Here is an 18850-nt window from a genome sequence, read left to right on the forward strand (position 1 = left end):
CCCGCCGAGCAAAGTCTCGCTACAGTAGACGACGCCGGGCCGCAGTAACCCCGGGCTCCAAAATTCGCCGCTCCGAGCGGCCTCGCGCCGAGAGGCGTTCTGCGGCCCGGCGCTCTTCTTTTAACGCGAGGCCACTTTAACGCGAGGCCACCGCGACGCCGCTGCGAAGTTACCGCGACGCCACCCCGACGCCACCGCCCACCCACCGCCCGCAGAAAAAGTCCGGTTCCACCCAAACCCCTCCGCGGCGGGTGCCGAACACCTTGCAAGAGAAAGACCGCAAAATCTCCATCTTCGCCGAGTCGTGCCCCTGTGCCCGATTCACTGCGGTGGTTCTCTCGTGCGAACCGGGCGTGATTGCCATCCCAGACGGACCTCGCACGGGAGGGCCACCGCAGTCCATGGCGTGAATCGAAGCGAAGTGCGGATGGAGGTGCAACCTGACATGCTGGAACTCGTGAGCCGAGATAGTGAAATCCCCGAGCGCGACCATGACGTCGCATCCTCCCCGGAGGAACTGCTCGAGCGCGTCGCCGAGGGCGACCGCGAGGCTTTCGCTCAGCTGTACGACCAGACCGCACCGCGTGTCCTCGGCCTCATCAAGCGCCTTCTGAAAGACCACTCGCAATCCGAAGAGGTCACTCAGGAGGTGTTCCTCGAGATCTGGCAGACGGCAACGCGCTTCGACCACAACAAGGGCGGCGCCGCGAGCTGGATGCTCACCATGGCCCACCGCCGAGCGGTCGACCGGGTCCGCGCCAGCCAGTCCAGCCGTGACCGCGATACGAAGGTCGGAATCCGCGACTTCGAGACCGACTACGACTCGGTCACCGAGCAGGTCGAGATCAGGATCGAGCACGAGCGGGTCGAGCGGGCTCTTGGCCGGCTCACAGAGCTCCAGCGGCAGGCTGTCACCCTCGCTTATTACGGTGGCTACACGCATAGCGAGGTTTCCACGATGCTTCACGTTCCGATCGGGACGGTCAAGACACGACTACGCGACGGCATGATCCGCCTTCGCGATGAATTAGGAGTGGCGTCATGAGCAAACACGGCTCGACGTCGGGCTTCGGCCCCCACGAAACCGACACCGACAACCTGTCCGGTGCCTACTCGCTGAACGCCCTCAGCGACGAAGAACGCACAGCCTTCGAGGCTCGCATGGCCGAGTCCGACGAGATCAGAACGGAGGTAGCCGAATTGAACGAGACCGCACTGCTTCTTGGCCGCGCCGTCGAGCCCGTGCAGCCGTCGGCCGCACTCCGCTCCAGCATCCTCGACCTCATCGATTCGACGCCGCAGCTCCCGAAGCTCGAGGCCGAGGGTTCTGACGGCCGCGACGAGTCGACGACGACCGCCGCAGCACCCGCCCCGGCGGAGAAGTCGGGTGAGCTCCTCGAGCCCATCCCTCTGGCCCGCCAGCGCTGGTTCATGCGCCCCGCGGTCCTGCTCGTCGGCGCCGCTGCCGCGGTCGGCCTGTTCTTCGGTGGCGGTGCGGTGCTCAACTCGCCGCAGCCGCAGAATCCCGGCACGTCGCAGCAGGCCATCAGCGCCGATGCGTCGCAGATCCTCGCGGCGTCCGACGTCGAGCACACGGCCTCCGACATCTCCACCGGCGGTACGGCCACGCTCTACTGGTCGAGTGCGCTGAAGCGCTCCGTCGTCGTCCTCGACGGCGCGTCCGCCCTGCCGAGCTCGAAGACCTACCAGCTCTGGTACATCAAGGGGTCGAGCGTCAAGTCGGCCGGCACGGTCTCCGCGTCGTCCAACTCGCTCACGCAGGTGCTCCAGGGCGACATGGCCAAGGGCGACACCGTGGGTATCACGGTCGAGCCGAACGGCGGCTCGAAGCAGCCGACCACCAAGCCGATCGTGGCCCTGCAGAGCGCCTGACCAGAGGTCAGTTCTGCGGCGCCGCCGCCGTGAACAGGCTCCGCAGGTGTCGTCCGTTGATCGCGACGGCCAAGCCGATCACGACGAGTCCGCAGACGACCTGCTCCAGGCGCATCCAGAGCGGAAAACCCGGGCTGATGACGATGGCCGCGATGGCGATCGGCACGACGATCGAGACGATCCGCAGGCGTCGGTACGCCCAGCGACGACCGCGGGAGGCGAGCACCGCGAACCCGTACAGGAGGCCGGCGCTGACGACGACGCCCGCGCTGCGCGACCAGACGTTGGCGTTGACCTCGGCGGAGTCGTTGCGAAGCAGGACCGTGACCACGAGGGCGATCACGCCGATGCCGAGATAGACCAGGATCCAGGCCTTGACCGCTCGGAAAGCGCGGAGGGTGTCCGGGTGATCGAGGTGCTCGCGAGCGACGTCGCCCGGCTTCACGGGGCGGACGGGAGGGGCTGTCGGGAGGCTGTTGCCGTTCATGGTGGTGTCCTTTCGGTTGCTGTCGACGCTACGGACACCTCGCGGAGCCGACCATCCGCCTGGACCGCCTGCCGGGGTGGGGGAAGCCCCACCCTTTCTCGTCCGGGCTGCGCCGACGCGGCCGGGCTGGAAGAGTGGACGGATCATCACCGACCGGGAGGGGAATCGTGCGCGCCGTGAGTTCGCTTCGCCTCGTCGTCTCGGGCTTCGTACGATCGGTCACGCTCGTCGTGCTGACCTGGTTCGTCCCGGCTCTCCTCCTCGTCGCCGTCGTCTTCTGCTTCCGGGTCGCCGACGACGTCGTGCTGGCCTGGTGGTGGGTGTTCTGGCTGGTCGCCCTGATCCTCCTGATCTTCGCGCGCCTCGTGAGTCGGGCCACGCGGATCCTGGTCGCCCGCTGGACCGGGACGGAGGTCGCTCCGGCCTACCGCCCGGTGGTGCCGCTGACGCGCTTGACGACGGGCTACTGGTGGAACGGGTACGGCTACCAGCGACGGCGGTGGCAGGCCGCCTACCAACGGTGGCTGCGCACGCGCGTGCGGGATCCTGCGGCCTGGCGCGACATGCTGTGGATCGTGGTCGCGCCGCTCTCGGTGGGGATCGCTGCGGCTCTGCCCCTGGCGCTGATCGCCTTCGGGGCGCTCGCCGCTCTTCGGCTCGGAGTCGTCTCGACCCCGTTCCTGGCCGTTTTGTCGATCGTCGTCGGCGTGGCCCTCCTGCCGGCGGGGTGGCGCCTCGTCGAGCCCGTCGCCGTCCGGCTCCTCGGCCCGTCGCTCGTCGAACTGCTCAGTACGCGCGTGGCCACCCTGGTCGTCGCGCGAGGCGATCTGACGCAGGCGCAGGACGCCGAGCTGCACCGGATCGAACGCGATCTCCACGATGGAGCGCAGGCCCGCCTGGTCGCGATCGGCCTGTCGGTGGGTGCAGCCGAGCGCCTCATCGACAGCGACCCGGAAGAGGCCAAGTCGCTTCTCCGGCAGACGCGTGAGGCGTCGTCGCTCGCCCTTCGGGAACTGCGCGAGCTGGTTCGGGGCATCGTTCCGCCCGTCCTCTCCGAGCGCGGTCTCGTCGAAGCCGTCCGGGCCCTCGCACTCGATTCGCCCGTGCCCACGCGGGTCGGCTCCGACCTGGCCGGCCGGCTCGAGCTGCCCATCGAGGCGGCGCTCTACTTCGCCACCGCGGAGCTCGTGACGAACGCGGCCAAGCACTCCGGTGCCGATGCCGTCGACATCCGTATCGCCCCGACCGCCACGGGGGTCGCCGTCGTGGTCGCCGACGACGGTCGCGGGGGAGCGGACGAAGCGGCAGGATCCGGGTTGCCCGGCGTCCGAGACCGGCTGGCCGCGTTCGACGGCACGCTCCTCGTCGAGAGTCCCGCCGGCGGACCGACCCGCATCACCCTGGAGGTTCCGTGCGCATCGTCGTAGCCGAAGACCTGTACCTGCTCCGCGACGGCCTCGTGCGCCTGCTGGAGGCGTACGGGCACCGGGTCGTCGCGGCCACCGCCGACGGGCCGGCCACGCTCGCCGCGCTGATCGAGCACCGACCGGACGTCGCCGTGGTCGACGTCAGGATGCCGCCGACCTTCTCCGACGAGGGTCTGCAGGCGGCGCTGACCGCTCGCCAGACCGTACCGGGGCTGCCCGTTCTCGTGCTGTCCCAGCACGTCGAGCAGCTCTACGCCCGAGAGCTCCTGGCCGACGGCAACGGCGGCGTCGGCTACCTGCTGAAAGACAGCGTCTTCGAGGCCGATCAGTTCATGGAAGCGGTCGAGCGCGTCGCTGCCGGCGGGACCGCCCTCGATCCTGCGGTCGTCGCGAAGATCCTCGGAGGCCCGGGTGGCTCGCCGCTCGGGTCGCTGACGGAGCGCGAGCGCGAGGTCATCTCCCTGATGGCCGAGGGACTCTCCAACGCGGCGATCGCGCGGCGGCTGTTCCTCAGCGAGGGCGCCATCGGAAAGTACACGACGTCGATCTTCGCCAAGTTCGAGATCCAGGCCGACGACGACAGCAATCGCCGCGTGCTGGCCGTGCTGGCGTTCCTCGGAGCCACCGGCTGACCGTCATCCCCGCGTGACGCGACCTGACCTTCGCGGTTCAGCCGAAGCGACCCGAGACGTAGTCTTCCGTCGCCTGGACACTGGGGTTCGAGAACATCGTCGCAGTGTTGTCGTACTCGATGAGCTTCCCCGGCTTGCCGGTGCCCGCGATGTTGAAGAACGCCGTCTTGTCGCTCACGCGCGAGGCCTGCTGCATGTTGTGGGTCACGATCACGATCGTGTACTCCTGCTTCAGCTCCTCGATGAGGTCCTCGATCGCGAGCGTCGAGATCGGGTCGAGAGCCGAGCAGGGCTCGTCCATCAGGATCACGTCGGGCGAGACCGCGACGGCCCGCGCGATGCAGAGGCGCTGCTGCTGGCCGCCCGAGAGGCCCGAGCCGGGCTTGTCGAGGCGGTCTTTCACCTCGTTCCAGAGGTTGGCGCCGAGCAGCGACTTCTCGACCAGGTCGTCGGCGTCGGACTTCGTGATGCGGCGGTTGTTGAGCTTCACACCGGCCAGGACGTTCTCGCGGATCGACATCGTCGGGAACGGGTTGGGGCGCTGGAACACCATGCCGACCTGGCGGCGGACGAGTACCGGATCGACCCCCTGCGCGTACAGGTCGTTCCCGTCGATCAGGACCTCGCCTTCGACATAGGCGCCCGGGATGACCTCGTGCATGCGGTTGAGCGTGCGCAGGAAGGTCGACTTGCCGCAGCCCGACGGGCCGATGAAAGCGGTGACGGTGCGAGGCTCGATGGTGATGGTGACGTCTTCGACAGCGCGGAACTTGCTGTAGTAGACGTTGAGGTCTTTGACTTCGATGCGCTTGGACACGTGGTTCCTTTTCGAAATTCGGGCGGGTGCGGCCGGATCAGCGGCGGCTGAGCTTGGGGGAGAAGATCTTGCCGATGAGGCGGGCGAGCAGGTTGAGAGCCATGACGATCAGGATGAGCACGAGCGCGCCGGTCCACGCGCGCTCGACGAACGGCGTGGCATCCGGCCCCTGGTTCGCGTACTGCGTGTAGACGAAGACGGGCAGCGTCATCATCCGGTCGTTGAACAGGTCGTAGTTCATGCTCGTCGTGAAACCGGTGGTGAGCAGCAGCGGTGCGGTCTCGCCGATGACGCGCGAGATGGCCAGCATGACCCCGGTCGTGAGGCCGGCGATCGACGTGGGCAGCACGATCTTCAGGATGGTCAGCCACTTCGGCACGCCGAGGGCGAAGCTCGCCTCGCGCAGCTCGTTCGGAACGATCTTCAGGATCTCCTCGCTCGAGCGGACGACGACGGGGATCATCAGGACGCTCAGGGCGATCGAACCCACGACGCCCGCGCGGAAGGCGGGGCCGAGGAAGAGCGAGAACAGGGCGAAGGCGAAGAGGCCGGCGACGATGGACGGGATGCCGGTCATGACGTCGACGAAGAAGGTGATCGCGCGAGCCAGCCGGCCGCGGCCGTACTCCACCAGGTAGATGGACGTGAGGAGGCCGATCGGGATGCTGATCAGGGCCGCGAACGCGGTGATCTCGAGCGTGCCGACGATGGCGTGCAGGGCACCGCCGCCCGCACCGATGACGTTGCGCATCGACTCGCTGAAGTAGTTCGCGTCGAAACGAGCGACGCCCCGCGAGATCACGGTGTAGATGAGCGACACGAGCGGCAGGAGCGTGACGATGAAGGCGGTCGTCACGAGTGACGTGACGAGGCGGTCCTTCGCCTTGCGGCCGCCCTCGACCACCATCGAGATGACGACGATCAGGACGTCGAAGAGGATGGTCCCGAAGAAGAGGGCCCCGACGATGTTGAAGTCGGCGGTCGTACCCGAGGCTTTCAGGAGGAGGAAGATCCCGACGAAGATCGCCCAGCTCACGATGAGCAGACCCCACGGAGCGCCCTTCGGGAGCTTGCCCGCGGTGAGGGTGTTGGAGGTGGTGGCGCGAGAAGAGCGCACGGCGACCGACATCAGTTGGCTCCCGAGAAGGCCTTGCGGCGGTTGACGACGAAGCGCGCGGCCATGTTGACCAGCAGCGTGATGACGAACAGGATCAGGCCCGACGCGATCAGGGTGTTGAGCCCGACGCCCTGGGCCTCGTTGAACTGCAGCGCGATGTTCGCGGCGATGGTGTTCGGGTTCTGCGAGGTGAGCAGGAAGACGTTGACGACGGTCGCGGGCGACAGCACGATCGCGATGGCGAGCGTCTCGCCCAGCGCGCGGCCGAGGCCCAGCATCACGGCCGAGACGATCCCGGAGCGGGCGAACGGCAGGACCGCCATCCGGATCATCTCCCAGCGCGTCGCTCCGAGGGCCAGCGCCGCCTCCTCGTGCAGCACGGGGGCCTGGAGGAAGATCTCGCGCATCACCGCGGTCATGATCGGCAGACACATGACCGCGAGGACGATCGCGGCCGTCAGGATCGTCTTGCCGGTGCCGGAGACCGGGCCGGCGAACAGCGGGATCCACCCGACGTGGTCCACCAGCGTGTTGTAGAACGGCTGGATGAAGGGGGCCAGGACCAGAACGCCCCAGAGGCCGAAGACGACGCTGGGCACGGCCGCGAGCAGGTCGATGATGTAGCCGAGCACCGCGGCGATCCTGCGCGGGGCGTAGTGCGAGATGAACAGCGCGATGCCCAGCGAGAGCGGGGTGGCGATGATCAGGGCCAGGATCGCCGCCCAGACCGTCCCGAAGACCAGGGGGCCGACGTAGGTCCAGAAGTTGGTGGCCTGGTTGGGGATCTCGCCGGGCTTCGCGAACAGGGCGGGGATGCTCTGGACGATGAGGAACAGTGCGACCAGCACGAGGACGAGCAGGATCAGTGACCCCGAGAGCACCGTCGCCAGCGAGAAGACGCGGTCGCCCAGCCGAACCGTGGCCTTGGGGCGTGGGGCGGTCGGGGTGGGACGTTCCGCGGTTGCGGTCATGAAGTGGATTCCTGCTCTGGCCGGGGGCCGCATGACTGGTCGGGTGGTGGCGCTGGTGGAACGATACGACGAGCGGGGGCCGACGTACAGGTGAAGCAGAGGTGGCCCGGGCCGCGGTCGATGACCGCGACCCGGGCCGATGGTGCGGGTCGTTACTTGATGGTGGCGGCAGCCTTGGCGACATCGGCGGCGAGCTTCGAGGTCAGCGGAGCCGACCCGGCCTGCGCGGCGGCGGCCTTCTGGCCCTCGTCGCTGGCCGCATAGGTGGCGTAGGCCTTGACGACCTTGCCGATCGAGGCGTCTTTGTAGGTGTCGCAGGCGATCAGGTAGCTGACCAGGACCATCGGCCAGTCGCCCTTGTCGGTCAGGGTGCGGTCGATGTCGATCGACAGGTCGTTCGACTCGCGGCCCGTGGTGAGCGGCGATTTGTCGACGACCGCCGCAGCACCGTCGGCGCTGATCTTGGTGGCGACCCCGCCGACGTCGAGCTTGGCGATGGAGAGGTCTCCGGCGCCGGACTCGTCGATGTAGGTGACGCTGTTCGTCGAGTTCTTGACGGCGTCGGCGACACCGGAGGTGCCCTTGGCCGCGTCACCGACGCTGTAGGGGAACGTCTGCGAGGCCGGAGCGGTCCACGCCGACTTGGCCTGGCTCGCGAGGTACTGCGTGAAGTTGAACGTGGTGCCGGAGTCGTCCGAGCGGTGCACGACGGTGATCGCCGCGTCGGGGAGCTTGGCGTCGGGGTTCAGCTTGGTGATCGCCGCGTCGTTCCACTTCTTGATGGTGCCCTTGAAGATGCCGGCGATGGCGTCGGCGTCGAGGGTCAGATCGGTGACGCCGGACACGTTGTAGGCGATCGCGATCGGGGAGATGTAGACGGGGAGGTCGATGGCCTTCGAGCCCGCGGCGCAACCGGCGAAGGTCGACTTGAGCTCGTCGTCGCTCAGCGCGGCGTCGGAGCCGGCGAAGTTGGCGGCACCCGAGATGAAGGAGGTGCGGCCGGCGCCGGAGCCCTGCGGGTCGTAGTTGACGGTGGCGTCGGGGTTGGCGGTCTGGAAGCCGGCGGCCCAGGTGGTCTCGGCGACGCCCTGCGCCGACGAACCGATGCCGTTGATCGTGCCGGAGACGGCCTTGGTGCTCGAGGACGCGCTGCTGGCGGGCGTCGACTCGTTGGAGGCACAGCTCGAGAGCGCGATGGTGCCCACGATGGCGATGGCGGCGATGCTGCCAAGTCGCTTGATGTTCACAGGTTTCCCTTCGGGGAGGTAGAAGTCGTTCGTGTTGCGGGACCGGGCCGGTGCTGACCCGCGAGCGAGGCTACGTCCGTGCGTTAACGACGATCGTTTGTACCGGTGAACGGAAGGTGAACGCGAAGGGAACAAGCGCCGGGGATCCTGACGGATCGCCGGGGCGCATTCGGTGGAACGATCTGTCGGTGAACGGGTCGTGCGGGTCGTGCCGTTCGTGCGGGTCGTGCGACTTGTGCCGTTGGTCAGACTCGTGCCGCTCGTGCCACTGGTGCCGCTCGTGCCGCTGGTGCCGCTGGTGCGCTCGTGCCGCCGCGACGGGACGAGCGGTACGAAGCGGCCTGGCCGTGGCCGAGGGGCGCCGACCGGCCCCGCGGGTCAGGCGATGCGGTTGATCGTCACGCGGCGGGGCCGTGCGTCTCGACCGCGACGAGCGTGCCGTCGGCTTTCGAGATGTGCAGGACGGTGTAGTCGGCCGTGCCGAGGGCCGAGTATCGACGCAGGTCGAGTTTGTGGCCGCCGACCGTCTGCGAGGAGATCTCGCGAACGATCTCGGGCAGCACTGGACCGTGACTGCAGAGGACGGCGTTGACGCGCTTCTTGAGTCGCTTCTTCACGACGCCGGCGACATCGTGTTTGCCGGCTTCGAAGGCGTCTTGGCTGAGGGCGTCGGTCTGCTTGACGCCGACGTGCGACGCGGACGAGAGCGGCTCCACCGTCGCGAGGCAGCGTGCCGCCGTGCTGGAGATGATGCGCTCGGGGCTCCACGACGCGATGCTGGGGGCGATGCTCCGGGCCTGCTTGCGGCCGGTGGGCTGCAGCGGACGCGTGGCGTCGACGCCCGACCATTCGGATGGCGGGATGGCCTTGGCGTGGCGGAGGGCGACGACGGCGAAGGTGCGGGCCTGGTCGCTCGCGACTCGGTCGGCGAAGCGGTCGAGCACTTCGGCGTCGCGCTCGTAGGTGAGTTGAGCCCGGGCCTTGGCGAGCGGCACCCACTCGATGACCTGCACTTCGCTGTTCGGCTTGAAGGTGCCGGCGGCCTCGAACGCCTCGTCGGTGACTTCGGCGGCCCAGTAGTGCACGATCTTGTCGCGGCCACCGGGCAGAAGGTATTCGGCCGTGCCGATCGGTGCTCCGAGGGTGATGTCGTAGCCGGTCTCTTCGGAGACCTCGCGCACGGCGGTCTGCGGCGTCGCCTCGCCCGGATCGACCTTGCCTTTGGGCAGGGAGACGTCGTGGTTGTACTCGCGGTGGATGAGGAGTACCCGCACCTTGCCGTCGACGAGGCGCCAGCACACTGCTCCCGCCGCGACCACGGTCGTTGCTGCAGCCGTTGTCGAACGCTTGGTCGTCACCGGGTGGAACGCCTTCTCTTGCTGATCTGTCGCATCAGTCCATCTTGCATGTCGGCGAGCCGTGTTCCGTCATCGGCCCGGGAGTGCCGCACCCAGGTCTCGTCGGCCTCGAGGTGCCACGACGACGTCTCGGGCGACATCGCGAGGTCGAAGAGGGCGTCGACTTCGCGGAGGTGGTCTTCTTGCACGAGTCGGACGAGCACTTCGACGCGCCGGTCGAGGTTGCGGTGCATCATGTCGGCGCTGCCGATGTAGACCTGCGGGTCGCCGTCGTTCGCGAACGAGAACAGGCGCGAATGTTCGAGGTAGCGGCCGAGGATCGAGCGGACCCGGATGTTCTCGCTCAGACCTGGCTGGCCCGCTTTCAGCGAGCAGATGCCCCGCACCCAGATGTCGATCGGCACCCCGGCGTTGCTGGCATGGTACAGAGCGTCGATGATCTCTTCGTCGACCATCGAGTTGATCTTGATGCGGATTCCTGACGGCTTGCCCGCCTTGGCGTTCTCCGCCTCGACGGCGATCCGCTTGACGAGACCTTTACGCAGGTGGAGAGGGGCGACGAGCAGGCGCTTGAACTTCTTCTCGATCGCGTAGCCGGAGAGCTCGTTGAACAGGCGAGTGACATCCTTGCCCACCTGGTCGTCGGCGGTGAAGAGGCCGAGGTCTTCGTAGATGCGGCTGGTCTTCGGGTTGTAGTTTCCGGTGCCGATGTGCGTGTAGTGGCGCAGCCGGCCACCCTTCTCCTGGCGGATGACGAGGGCGAGCTTGCAGTGCGTCTTGAGGCCGACGAGGCCGTAGACGACGTGCACGCCGGCCTTCTCCAGCTTGCGCGCCCAGGTGATGTTGTTCTGCTCGTCGAAGCGTGCCTTGATCTCGACCAGGGCCAACACCTGCTTGCCGGCCTCGGCGGCGTCGATCAGGGCTTCGATGATCGGACTGTCGCCGGAGGTGCGGTAGAGCGTCTGCTTGATGGCGAGGACGTTGGGGTCGGTCGCAGCCTGCTCGAGGAACGCCTGGACGCTGGTCGCGAACGACTCGTACGGGTGGTGCACCAGCACGTCACGACGGGAGATGCTGGCGAAGATGTCGGGCGCCATGTTGGGCTCGGTCGGCAGCAGTTGAACGGCGGTCGTCGGCAGATGTTTCGGGTAGTGCAGCTCGGGGCCGGCGATCTTGGCGATCTCGAACAGACCGGCCAGGTCGAGTGGCGCGGGAAGGCGGTAGACCTCTTGATCGGTGATGTCGAGTTCACGGACGAGGAGCTCGAGCGTGACGGGGTCCATGTCTTCGGTGATCTCGAGCCGGATCGGCGGACCGAAACGGCGCCGCAGGAGTTCTTTCTCGAGGGCCTGGATGAGGTTCTCCGACTCGTCTTCGTCGATCTCGACGTCTTCGTTGCGGGTGACGCGGAAGACGTGGTGCTCGTTGACCTCCATGCCGGGGAAGAGGTCTTGCAGGTGGTTGGCGATCAGATCTTCGAGGGGGATGAAGCGGAGGCGACCGCTGTTGTCGTCGGGCAGCTGCACGAAGCGGGGCAGGACCTGCGGAACTTTCAGCCGCGCGAACTCCTGCTTCTCGGTCTTGGGGTTGCGAACCCGCACGGCGAGATTGAGCGACAGCCCGGAGATGTACGGGAACGGGTGCGCCGGGTCGACGGCCAGCGGCATGAGGACGGGGAAGATCTGTGTCGAGAAGACGTCGTGCATGCGCTCGCGGTCGGCCTCGGCGAGGTCGGACCACATCTCGATGTGGATGCCGGCGGCGTCGAGGTCGGGCTTGACGAAATCGCTGAAGGCGACGGCGTGACGCTTCTGCAGCTCGTACGCCTTGGCGTTGATGGCGGCGAGCACGTCGACCGGTGCCGTGCCGACATTGGTCGGCACGGCGAGACCGGTTGCGATGCGACGCTTCAGGCCGGCGACCCGCACCATGAAGAACTCGTCGAGGTTGCTGGCGAAGATGGCCAAGAAGTTTGCCCGCTCGAGCAGAGGTGTCTCAGCGTCTTCGGCGAGCTCGAGCACACGCTGGTTGAACGCCAGCCAGCTGATCTCGCGGTCGAGGTAGCGGTCGCCGGGCAGCGTGCCGTCGTCGTCGAACGTGACGATATCGTCGAAATCGTCGATGAGGTCGTTCGTGACGGCTGCGCCGTCGACGTATGCTTCGCTGTCCATTGCTCAATCCTGCCACCGGTGGGTGCTCGGCAGGCCCGTCGCGCGTGAACTGTTGGTAACTCCTGCACGCGACGGCCCTGTGGACTACTCCTCGTTCTTGAGGGCGAGTCCGATGGCGAAGAACGTCGGTGCCCAGTGGCCGACGAAGATGCCCCAGCGGTCCGACTGCGCTTTGTCGTCGCTCTTCTTGCCGCGCGAGACGAGCCAGGCGAGCAGGGCGATGACGATGGAGGCGAAGCCGCCGATGTAGGCGTGCTCACTCTTGATGCCGAGGTCGTGGACGAACTTGATGGGATTCATGGTGTGCCTTCTGCTGGAGGGGAGGTGCGTTGGCCTCACTCCACTCCGATGCGCCTGTGAGTTCCCCATCCTTCCGCTCGGTTCCTCCGGCGTTGGCGCTCGTGAGATGGCCCGAGCCGTCGCCTCGCCCGACGGGAGGCGACGGTTCCGGCCATCTCACGAGCCGCCCGCCGTCCGAGCTGACCTCCGCCGGCGCACGACATCGCAGTTCGGCCCGGACGATCGCGGCGCGAACGGGTCGAACTGCGACCTCGCCGGAGGATCGGCGGCCGGAGGCGCCGAGGTCGACCGCCGAGGCCGCACCGGCGTCAGCACCGAAGCCGACGCCGACGCCGACGCCAGCGCCAGCACCGAAGCCGAAGCCGAAGCCGAAGCCGACGTCAGCGTCAGCGTCAGCGTCAGCGTCAGCGCCAGCGCCAGCGCCAGCGCCCGCGCCGGCGTCAGCGCGCGAGCGTGTACTGCACGTCGACCGCGTGGTCGGTGAATCCGCGGGCCGCGTAGAGGCGCAGTGCCGAGGTGTTGTCGCCCTCGACGTAGAGCGATGCGGTGGAGAGGCCGCGGGTGGCGAGGCGGTGCAGGCCCGCGTCGACGGCCAGGCCGCCGAGGTGCTGGCCCTGGTGCTCTGGGGCGACGCCGACCGCGTAGAACTCGCCGGGCTCCGGGGGCGGCCCGGCGACCTTCAGCCAGCAGAACGCGACGAGCTCGTCGCCCTGCCAGACGAGCAGGAAGTCGTCCGCGTCGAACCAGTCGTCGGCCTTGCGGGCGTCGAGGTCGAGCTGAGTCAGGGAGCCCTGCTCGGGGTGGTGGGCGAAGGCGCGGGCGTTGAGATCGAGCCAGGCCGCGTCGTCCGTGCCGGGGCGGAACGGGCGGACCGCGGTAGCGTCCGGGAGATCTGGAGCGGGGTGATCCTGGGAGACGGCCGCTCGCTGCTGGAGCAGGCGCCGCGTCGCCGTGAACCCGAACTCGTCGGCGAGGCGCTTCGCACCGGGGTGGTCTCCGTGAGCCCAGACCGCGAGCGGACCCTCGGTCAGCTCGACGACGTGACGAAGCAGGATCGTGCCCAGGCCCTGCCGACGGAGGGCCGGGCGCACGACCAGCTCGGCCTCGGACGAAGCACTCCGCAGGATCGCCGCGGCGTCGCCGTCGCCGACGACGGTGGCCTCGCCCGAGCGCGCGTCGACGAGCGCCTGGTCGGAGAACGGCGGGGTGCCGTCGACGGCGAGGGCCTCTGCCGCGAGTGGCCGAAGGAGGGCGGCCGCAGCGGCACCGCTCTGATCGGGAGCGGGGACGTCGGCCGGGCCCGGCTCAGGACGTGAGGGGCTGGACATCGCGCTGGTCGTCGTCGTAGACGTTGAAGCGGTAGCCGACGTTGCGGACGGTGCCGATCAGCGACTCGAGGTCGCCGAGCTTGGCGCGCAGGCGCCGCACGTGCACGTCGACGGTGCGGGTGCCACCGAAGTAGTCGTAGCCCCAGACCTCGCTGAGCAACTGCTCGCGCGTGAAGACCCGCGAGGGGTGCGTGGCGAAGAAGCGGAGCAGCTCGAACTCTTTGAAGGTGAGGTCGAGGGGGCGGCCGTGGACCTTGGCCGAGTAGCTGGCCTCGTCGATGACGACGCCCGAGGCCTGGATCTTGCTGCCCGACTGGCTCTGCGCCAGGCGCCCGGTCACGAGCCGGATGCGCGCGTCGACCTCGGCGGGGCCGGCCGTCTCGAGGATGACGTCGTCGACGCCCCACTCGGAGTTGACCGCGGTCAGGCCGCCTTCGGTGAGGACGAGCACGAGGGGAACCGTGACGCCGGTGGTGCGCAGGATCTTGCAGAGCGCCTTGGCGCTGGCGAGATCGGTTCTCGCGTCGACGAAGATGAGGTCGCTCGACGGAGCGTTGACGAGGTGAGCGGGCTCAGCCGGGATCTGGCGCGTACGGTGACTCAGGAGGGCGAGGGCCGGGAGGACGTCTGGCGTGCTGCCAGAGGTCAGGACCAAGAGTTGCGCCACACGACCTCCAGTAGATGTACTCCCAGCGATTCTAACGTCACACCGAGTTTGCCCCGGACCACCCTAGCGGGTGCGCAAGAGCGCCCCGGTAGGGGATGATGAAGCGGTGGAAACCAAGACCCGCGGCGAACGACTCCGGCTCGCGACCACCCTTCCCGTGTGGTTCGTGGCGATCGTCGGTGCGGTGGTGGTGGCGCTGACGACGCACGGCGACCGGTACCTCGTCTGGCTGCCCCTCGTACTCGGCGCGACGATCGTCGTGACCTTCAGCCTGCAGCTGGCGACCCGCGAGAAAGACGGGCTGGTCGATCGCACCATGCTGAGCCTCGCCGGCAGTCTCGTCGTCCTGGGAATCGCCACGGGCATCCTGTCGGTGCTCTCCCTCTAAGAGAGTTGCGCGGGTAGGCTGGCGGTATGGATTCGCTGCTTCCTCTCGAGATGTTCTACATCGGCCTGCTCGTACTGGCCTCCCTCTGCATCGTCTTCGTGGCGGTCACCGTTCTGGTCAAGCTGTTCAAAGGCCAGCGCTAGACCTCCATGATCGAAATCCCCACCGACCTTCCTGCGGAGATCGTTCCGCTGTCGTGGCTTCTCGGCGTCTGGGAGGGCACCGGTGTGGTCGATTACAAGGTGGGCGACGAAGACGACACCCGCCGTACCCACGAGTTCGGGCAGCGCGTGAGCTTCAGTCATGACGGTCTCCCCTTCCTCAACTACAGCTCGTACTCGTGGCTGCTCGACGAGCAGCACACGCCACTGGCGAGCGAGACCGGGTACTGGCGCCTCGACCGTCCCGCCGAAGAGGGCGACCGCGGTCCGGGCATGCTGCCGGGCGTCGGTGTCCAGCCCTTCACGACTCCCCGGGCCGTCGAGATCCTGCGCACCCCCGACGACGGCTTCAACATCGAGGTCTCGCTGGTGCACCCGTCCGGCGTCAACGAGCTCTACCTGGGCCGCGTCAAGGGTCCGCGCATCGACCTCTCGACCGACGCGGTCCTGCGTTCGAGCAACGCCAAAGAGTATTCGGCGGCCACCCGCATGTACGGCCTCGTCGAGAACCACCTCCTCTGGGCGTGGGACATCGCCGCGTTCGGCAACGAGTTGCGCACGCACGCGTCCGGGCGGCTCGCTCATGTCGACTGACGCCCGCACGCCCTTCGCCGCTCGCCCCGGTTTCGTCGCCGACGAGGCCACCGGCTCAGCCGCCCACTTCGGCAACCCGCTGGTCGAACAGAAGGCCCTGATCGCAGGATCCGCTCTGGTCGAGGTCCCCTCGCGCGGTCTCGTCACGGTCAGCGGCCCCGACCGGCTGTCGTGGCTCGACTCGCTCACCAGCCAGCGGCTCAAGGGCCTCGCCCCCGGCATCTCGACCGAGACGCTCCTGCTCGATCCCTCCGGCCGGGTGGAGCACGCCGCCGGCGTCCTCGACGACGGTGAGACGACCTGGCTGCTCGTCGATGCGGCCGCGGCGCCGGCGTTCGCCGCCTGGCTCGATTCGATGCGCTTCATGCTGCGGGTCGAGGTCGCAGACCGCACGGGCGAGTTCGCGGTTCTCGGAGCGTTCGCCGACCTGTCGCTGCCCGCCGCCGATCCTGCAGGTGTTCCTCTCGTCTGGCTCGACCCGTGGCGCGAGGTCGCCGTCGGCGGCGTCGGCTACGCAGCCGAGGCGACGCACCCGGCCCACGACTGGACCTATCGCGAGACGCTCGTCACGGCAGACGGTCTCGCAGCCGTCGCTGCGTCCGACGTCGGCGTCGCGGGCTCCCTCGCCCTCGAGGCGCTGCGCATCGCCGCCTGGCGGCCGCGCATCGGCACCGAGGCCGACGAGCGCACCATTCCGCACGAGCTCGACTGGCTGCGCACCGCGGTCCACCTCGACAAGGGCTGCTACCGCGGGCAGGAGACCGTCGCCAAGGTGCACAACCTCGGGCACCCGCCGCGGCGCCTCGTGATGCTGCACCTCGACGGCTCCGACAACGTGCTGCCCGCGCACGGCGCCCCCGTGTCGGCACTCGACCCGAAGCTCGGCGGCGAGGTCGTCGTCGGCGAGATCACCTCGAGCGGCACCCACTACGAGCTCGGTCCGATCGCGCTCGCCGTGATCAAGCGCAGCGTCGACGTGACCGCTCCGCTCTCCGTGCTGGCCGACGGCACGGTCGTCGCGGCGGCGCAGGAGGTCATCGTTCCGCCCGAAGCGGGCGCAGCGGCCGGTGTTCCTCGGCTGCCGCGGCTGGGTGCCGTGCGGCGCTGATCGTGCGGCGCTGACGGTGGCGCCCTCTGCGGGCACGGCCTCCGGGTTCGACGTTCGGCAGGCGCTGTTCCGCGTCCGATCCTCTTTTCCCGCGGTCGTCCAGATCGTCGTCGCCGCCGGTGCCGCGTATTCGATCGCGCGCTTCGGTCTCGGGCACGCGGCACCCGTGCTGGCGGTGACGGTGACCATCTCCTCGCTCGGTTTCGCGCGCGACGCCCGACCTCGGCGCGTGCTCGAGAACGCGGTCGGCGTGGTGATCGGGATCGCCCTCAGCGAGCTCCTCCTGCTCGTCATCGGCAAAGGGATCTGGCAGGACGGCGTCGTCCTGTTCGCCGCGCTCGTGATCGCCCGCTTCTTCTCGACGAGCAGCGCGTTCGCTGTGGCGGCCGCGACGCAGTCGATGTTCGTGATGCTCCTGCCCGATCCGGCCGGCGGTCCCTTCACCCGGTCGCTCGACGGCCTGGTCGGCGGTGTCATCGCACTGCTCATCACGGCTCTGGTGCCCCGCGATCCGCTCGGGCTGGCCCGTGCCGACGCCACGCGCCTGTTCGCCGAGCTCCAGCCGGCCTTCGAGTCGCTCGTACGAGCTCTCCGCCACGACGACGTGCGGCAGGCCGACGCCGCCCTCGATCGGCTGCGGGCGACGCAGCCGCTGCTCGACGACTGGGCGGCGACGCTCGAGACCGCGCGGTCGATCTCGCGGCTGTCGCCGTTCTTGCGCCGGCGGCTTCCCGTGGTGGAGAGCGAGGCGCGGATCCTGCGCTACCTCGACCTGGCTGTTCGCAACCTGCGCGTGGTGACCCGCCGCATCGACACCGGCATCGGCGACGGGCGACGACGGCCCGAGGTGGCGGACGTCGTCGCGAGCATCGGTGTCGCCGTCGGGGTGCTGGGGGAGTCCTTCGCCTCGGTCGAGCGGCGGCCGGTGGCGCAGGAGGCGCTGTCCGCCGTCGGACGCCGTCTCGACCCCGCGCTCGTCCTGCCGGGCGCCGCGGTCGGCGAAACCGTGCTCGTCCTGATGCTGCGGCCGCTGGTGATCGACCTGCTCATGGCGACGGGGCTGCCTCACGACGAGGCCCGCGCGCGGCTCGCGTCGCTCTGACCGGGGCGGCGCCGTGGCCGGCGCTCCCCGTAACTCGCGCGCTGCTGTCTGCCGGTCGTCCGGCGGTCGTCCTGCCGGAAATCGAAGGGGATTCGCCGCCCGGGAGCCAATTCAGTGGGATCGACGGGGGCTTTGCCGAAAATCCCCTTCGATTTCTGACCACGGCCGGGACCGGGACCCGGGGCAGGACCGGGGGCCGGGTGCGCGGCGAGGACAGGAGCGAGGACCGGGGCGCGAGCAGGTGGGAAGCCAGGGTGGCGACCGGGGTGGGGCTAGGGCAACGGAGCGACGGCAGCCCAGGGCACCGTGACCTCGCCGAGCCGCCAGCGCGAGCGACCGTGCAGGATCGGCCAGCCCTCGTCGCGCAGGGCACTCACCGTGGCCACCCACCGCTGCACGGGCGAGTAGACGGCGAGTCCGGCGTTGTAGCGCCAGTGCCGCTCGAGGTCGCCCAGGAACGCGTGGATCCGCTCCCCCTCCACATTGCGGTGGATCAGCGCCTTGGGCAGCCGCTCCGCCACGATCGACGGCGACTCGAGCGATGCCAGTCGGAGCGACGCGGTGAACGTCTGGGGACCGTCGGCGGTGACGTCGATCCAACTCGCCACACGGCCGACCTCGTTGCAGGTGCCCTCGACGAGCACTCCGCCCGGCGCGAGCCGATCGACCATCCGGGCCCACGCGTCGGCGACGGCGGACTCGTCGTACTGGCGGAGGACGTTGAGGGCCCGGATCACGGCCGGTCGCCTCCCCGCGCGCTCGTCCGACGGAGGGAGAGGCACCTCGAAACCACCGAGCACGAACGACACCCCCGGGATCGCCGACAGTGACGCCAGGGCCACGCGCGACGGCTCGATCTCGATGCCGACGACCTCGACGTCCGGCCGCACGCGGGCAAGGCGCTGATGCAGTTCGAGAGAGGTCGTCGCGCTGGCGCCATAGCCGAGGTCGACCACGAGCGGGTCGACAGCGCGGCGGAAGGCGGGATGCGACGCGATCCAGCGATCGACCCTGCGGAGGCGGTTCGTGCCGGTCGTTCCGCGCGTGACCTGGCCGATGGGCATGCGCACAAGTCAAGCATC

The 18850-nt window shown here is 68.7% G+C and carries 20 protein-coding genes; 9 read left to right on the forward strand and 11 right to left on the reverse strand.

Annotation, left to right across the window (positions count from 1 at the left end; genetic code table 11):
* The first annotated feature begins 445 nt into the window (after positions 1-445).
* The gene (locus QUE79_RS07100) at positions 446-1045 is read left to right on the forward strand and encodes a sigma-70 family RNA polymerase sigma factor (RefSeq protein WP_286346861.1); all 600 of its coding nucleotides are present in this window, start codon (positions 446-448) and stop codon (positions 1043-1045) included.
* The gene (locus tag QUE79_RS07105) at positions 1042-1893 is read left to right on the forward strand and encodes an anti-sigma factor (protein WP_286346057.1); all 852 of its coding nucleotides are present in this window, start codon (positions 1042-1044) and stop codon (positions 1891-1893) included. Before QUE79_RS07100 ends, QUE79_RS07105 begins: the two co-directional genes overlap by 4 nt.
* 7 nt (positions 1894-1900) lie before the next feature.
* Here QUE79_RS07105 and QUE79_RS07110 read toward each other — a convergent pair whose 3' ends face one another.
* Positions 1901-2380 carry a hypothetical protein gene (locus QUE79_RS07110; protein WP_286346058.1) on the reverse strand — a complete coding sequence of 160 codons (480 nt, stop codon included), beginning with the start codon at positions 2378-2380 and terminating at the stop codon, positions 1901-1903.
* A 176-nt stretch (positions 2381-2556) separates the two neighbouring features.
* Between QUE79_RS07110 and QUE79_RS07115 the strand changes: the two genes are divergently transcribed.
* Both QUE79_RS07115 and QUE79_RS07120 read left to right on the forward strand, forming a co-directional pair.
* Positions 2557-3807: a sensor histidine kinase gene (locus QUE79_RS07115; protein ID WP_286346059.1), complete on the forward strand. Its 1251-nt coding sequence runs from the start codon at positions 2557-2559 to the stop codon at positions 3805-3807.
* On the forward strand, positions 3792-4439 hold the full coding sequence (locus QUE79_RS07120) for a response regulator transcription factor (RefSeq protein ID WP_286346060.1): 648 nt from the start codon (positions 3792-3794) through the stop codon (positions 4437-4439). The genes QUE79_RS07115 and QUE79_RS07120 overlap by 16 nt, the downstream gene beginning before the upstream one ends.
* Positions 4440-4476: 37 nt before the next feature.
* On the opposite strand, the gene pstB is transcribed toward QUE79_RS07120, so the two are convergent.
* From pstB to QUE79_RS07155, 7 genes are all read right to left on the reverse strand, one after another.
* On the reverse strand, positions 4477-5256 hold the full coding sequence (gene pstB / locus QUE79_RS07125) for a phosphate ABC transporter ATP-binding protein PstB (RefSeq protein WP_286346061.1): 780 nt from the start codon (positions 5254-5256) through the stop codon (positions 4477-4479).
* A 37-nt stretch (positions 5257-5293) separates the two neighbouring features.
* Positions 5294-6385, reverse strand: coding sequence for a phosphate ABC transporter permease PstA (gene pstA / locus QUE79_RS07130; protein WP_286346062.1), 1092 nt, complete (start codon positions 6383-6385; stop codon positions 5294-5296).
* Entirely contained in the window at positions 6385-7344 is a 960-nt protein-coding gene (gene pstC, locus QUE79_RS07135) for a phosphate ABC transporter permease subunit PstC (RefSeq protein ID WP_286346063.1), read from the reverse strand. Before pstC ends, pstA begins: the two co-directional genes overlap by 1 nt.
* Before the next feature lie 152 nt (positions 7345-7496).
* Positions 7497-8591, reverse strand: coding sequence for a phosphate ABC transporter substrate-binding protein PstS (pstS, locus tag QUE79_RS07140; protein WP_286346064.1), 1095 nt, complete (start codon positions 8589-8591; stop codon positions 7497-7499).
* Between the two features lie 398 nt (positions 8592-8989).
* Complete coding sequence (locus QUE79_RS07145) at positions 8990-9949, reverse strand: NUDIX hydrolase (RefSeq protein ID WP_286346065.1); 960 nt, start codon at positions 9947-9949, stop codon at positions 8990-8992.
* Positions 9946-12120 carry an RNA degradosome polyphosphate kinase gene (locus QUE79_RS07150; protein WP_286346066.1) on the reverse strand — a complete coding sequence of 725 codons (2175 nt, stop codon included), beginning with the start codon at positions 12118-12120 and terminating at the stop codon, positions 9946-9948. The genes QUE79_RS07145 and QUE79_RS07150 overlap by 4 nt, the downstream gene beginning before the upstream one ends.
* An 84-nt stretch (positions 12121-12204) precedes the next feature.
* Complete coding sequence (locus QUE79_RS07155; RefSeq protein ID WP_286346067.1) at positions 12205-12420, reverse strand: hypothetical protein; 216 nt, start codon at positions 12418-12420, stop codon at positions 12205-12207.
* Between the two features lie 106 nt (positions 12421-12526).
* On the opposite strand from QUE79_RS07155, the gene QUE79_RS07160 reads away from it, so the two are divergent.
* The gene (locus QUE79_RS07160; protein WP_286346068.1) at positions 12527-12904 is read left to right on the forward strand and encodes a hypothetical protein; all 378 of its coding nucleotides are present in this window, start codon (positions 12527-12529) and stop codon (positions 12902-12904) included.
* On the opposite strand, the gene mshD is transcribed toward QUE79_RS07160, so the two are convergent.
* Positions 12861-13748 (reverse strand): mycothiol synthase, encoded by an 888-nt coding sequence (mshD, locus tag QUE79_RS07165; protein WP_286346069.1) that lies wholly within the window; start codon positions 13746-13748, stop codon positions 12861-12863. The two genes, QUE79_RS07160 and mshD, sit on opposite strands and share 44 nt — an antisense overlap.
* Positions 13726-14415: a winged helix-turn-helix domain-containing protein gene (locus QUE79_RS07170; RefSeq protein ID WP_286346070.1), complete on the reverse strand. Its 690-nt coding sequence runs from the start codon at positions 14413-14415 to the stop codon at positions 13726-13728. The genes mshD and QUE79_RS07170 overlap by 23 nt, the downstream gene beginning before the upstream one ends.
* 106 nt (positions 14416-14521) lie before the next feature.
* On the opposite strand from QUE79_RS07170, the gene QUE79_RS07175 reads away from it, so the two are divergent.
* The 4 genes from QUE79_RS07175 (at position 14522) to QUE79_RS07190 (ending at position 17768) form a co-directional block, all read left to right on the forward strand.
* On the forward strand, positions 14522-14803 hold the full coding sequence (locus tag QUE79_RS07175; protein ID WP_286346071.1) for a hypothetical protein: 282 nt from the start codon (positions 14522-14524) through the stop codon (positions 14801-14803).
* 149 nt (positions 14804-14952) lie between these two features.
* Positions 14953-15558 (forward strand): heme-binding beta-barrel domain-containing protein, encoded by a 606-nt coding sequence (locus QUE79_RS07180; RefSeq protein WP_286346072.1) that lies wholly within the window; start codon positions 14953-14955, stop codon positions 15556-15558.
* Entirely contained in the window at positions 15548-16666 is a 1119-nt protein-coding gene (gene ygfZ, locus QUE79_RS07185; protein ID WP_286346073.1) for a CAF17-like 4Fe-4S cluster assembly/insertion protein YgfZ, read from the forward strand. Before QUE79_RS07180 ends, ygfZ begins: the two co-directional genes overlap by 11 nt.
* A 16-nt stretch (positions 16667-16682) precedes the next feature.
* The gene (locus tag QUE79_RS07190) at positions 16683-17768 is read left to right on the forward strand and encodes an FUSC family protein (protein ID WP_286346074.1); all 1086 of its coding nucleotides are present in this window, start codon (positions 16683-16685) and stop codon (positions 17766-17768) included.
* A gap of 272 nt (positions 17769-18040) precedes the next feature.
* Here the strand turns inward: QUE79_RS07190 and QUE79_RS07195 are convergent, their stop codons facing one another.
* On the reverse strand, positions 18041-18832 hold the full coding sequence (locus tag QUE79_RS07195; protein WP_286346075.1) for a class I SAM-dependent methyltransferase: 792 nt from the start codon (positions 18830-18832) through the stop codon (positions 18041-18043).
* Positions 18833-18850: the final 18 nt, after the last annotated feature.

The sequence above is a fragment of the Frondihabitans sucicola genome (genome assembly GCF_030296615.1).
Lineage (GTDB): Bacteria > Actinomycetota > Actinomycetes > Actinomycetales > Microbacteriaceae > Frondihabitans > Frondihabitans sucicola.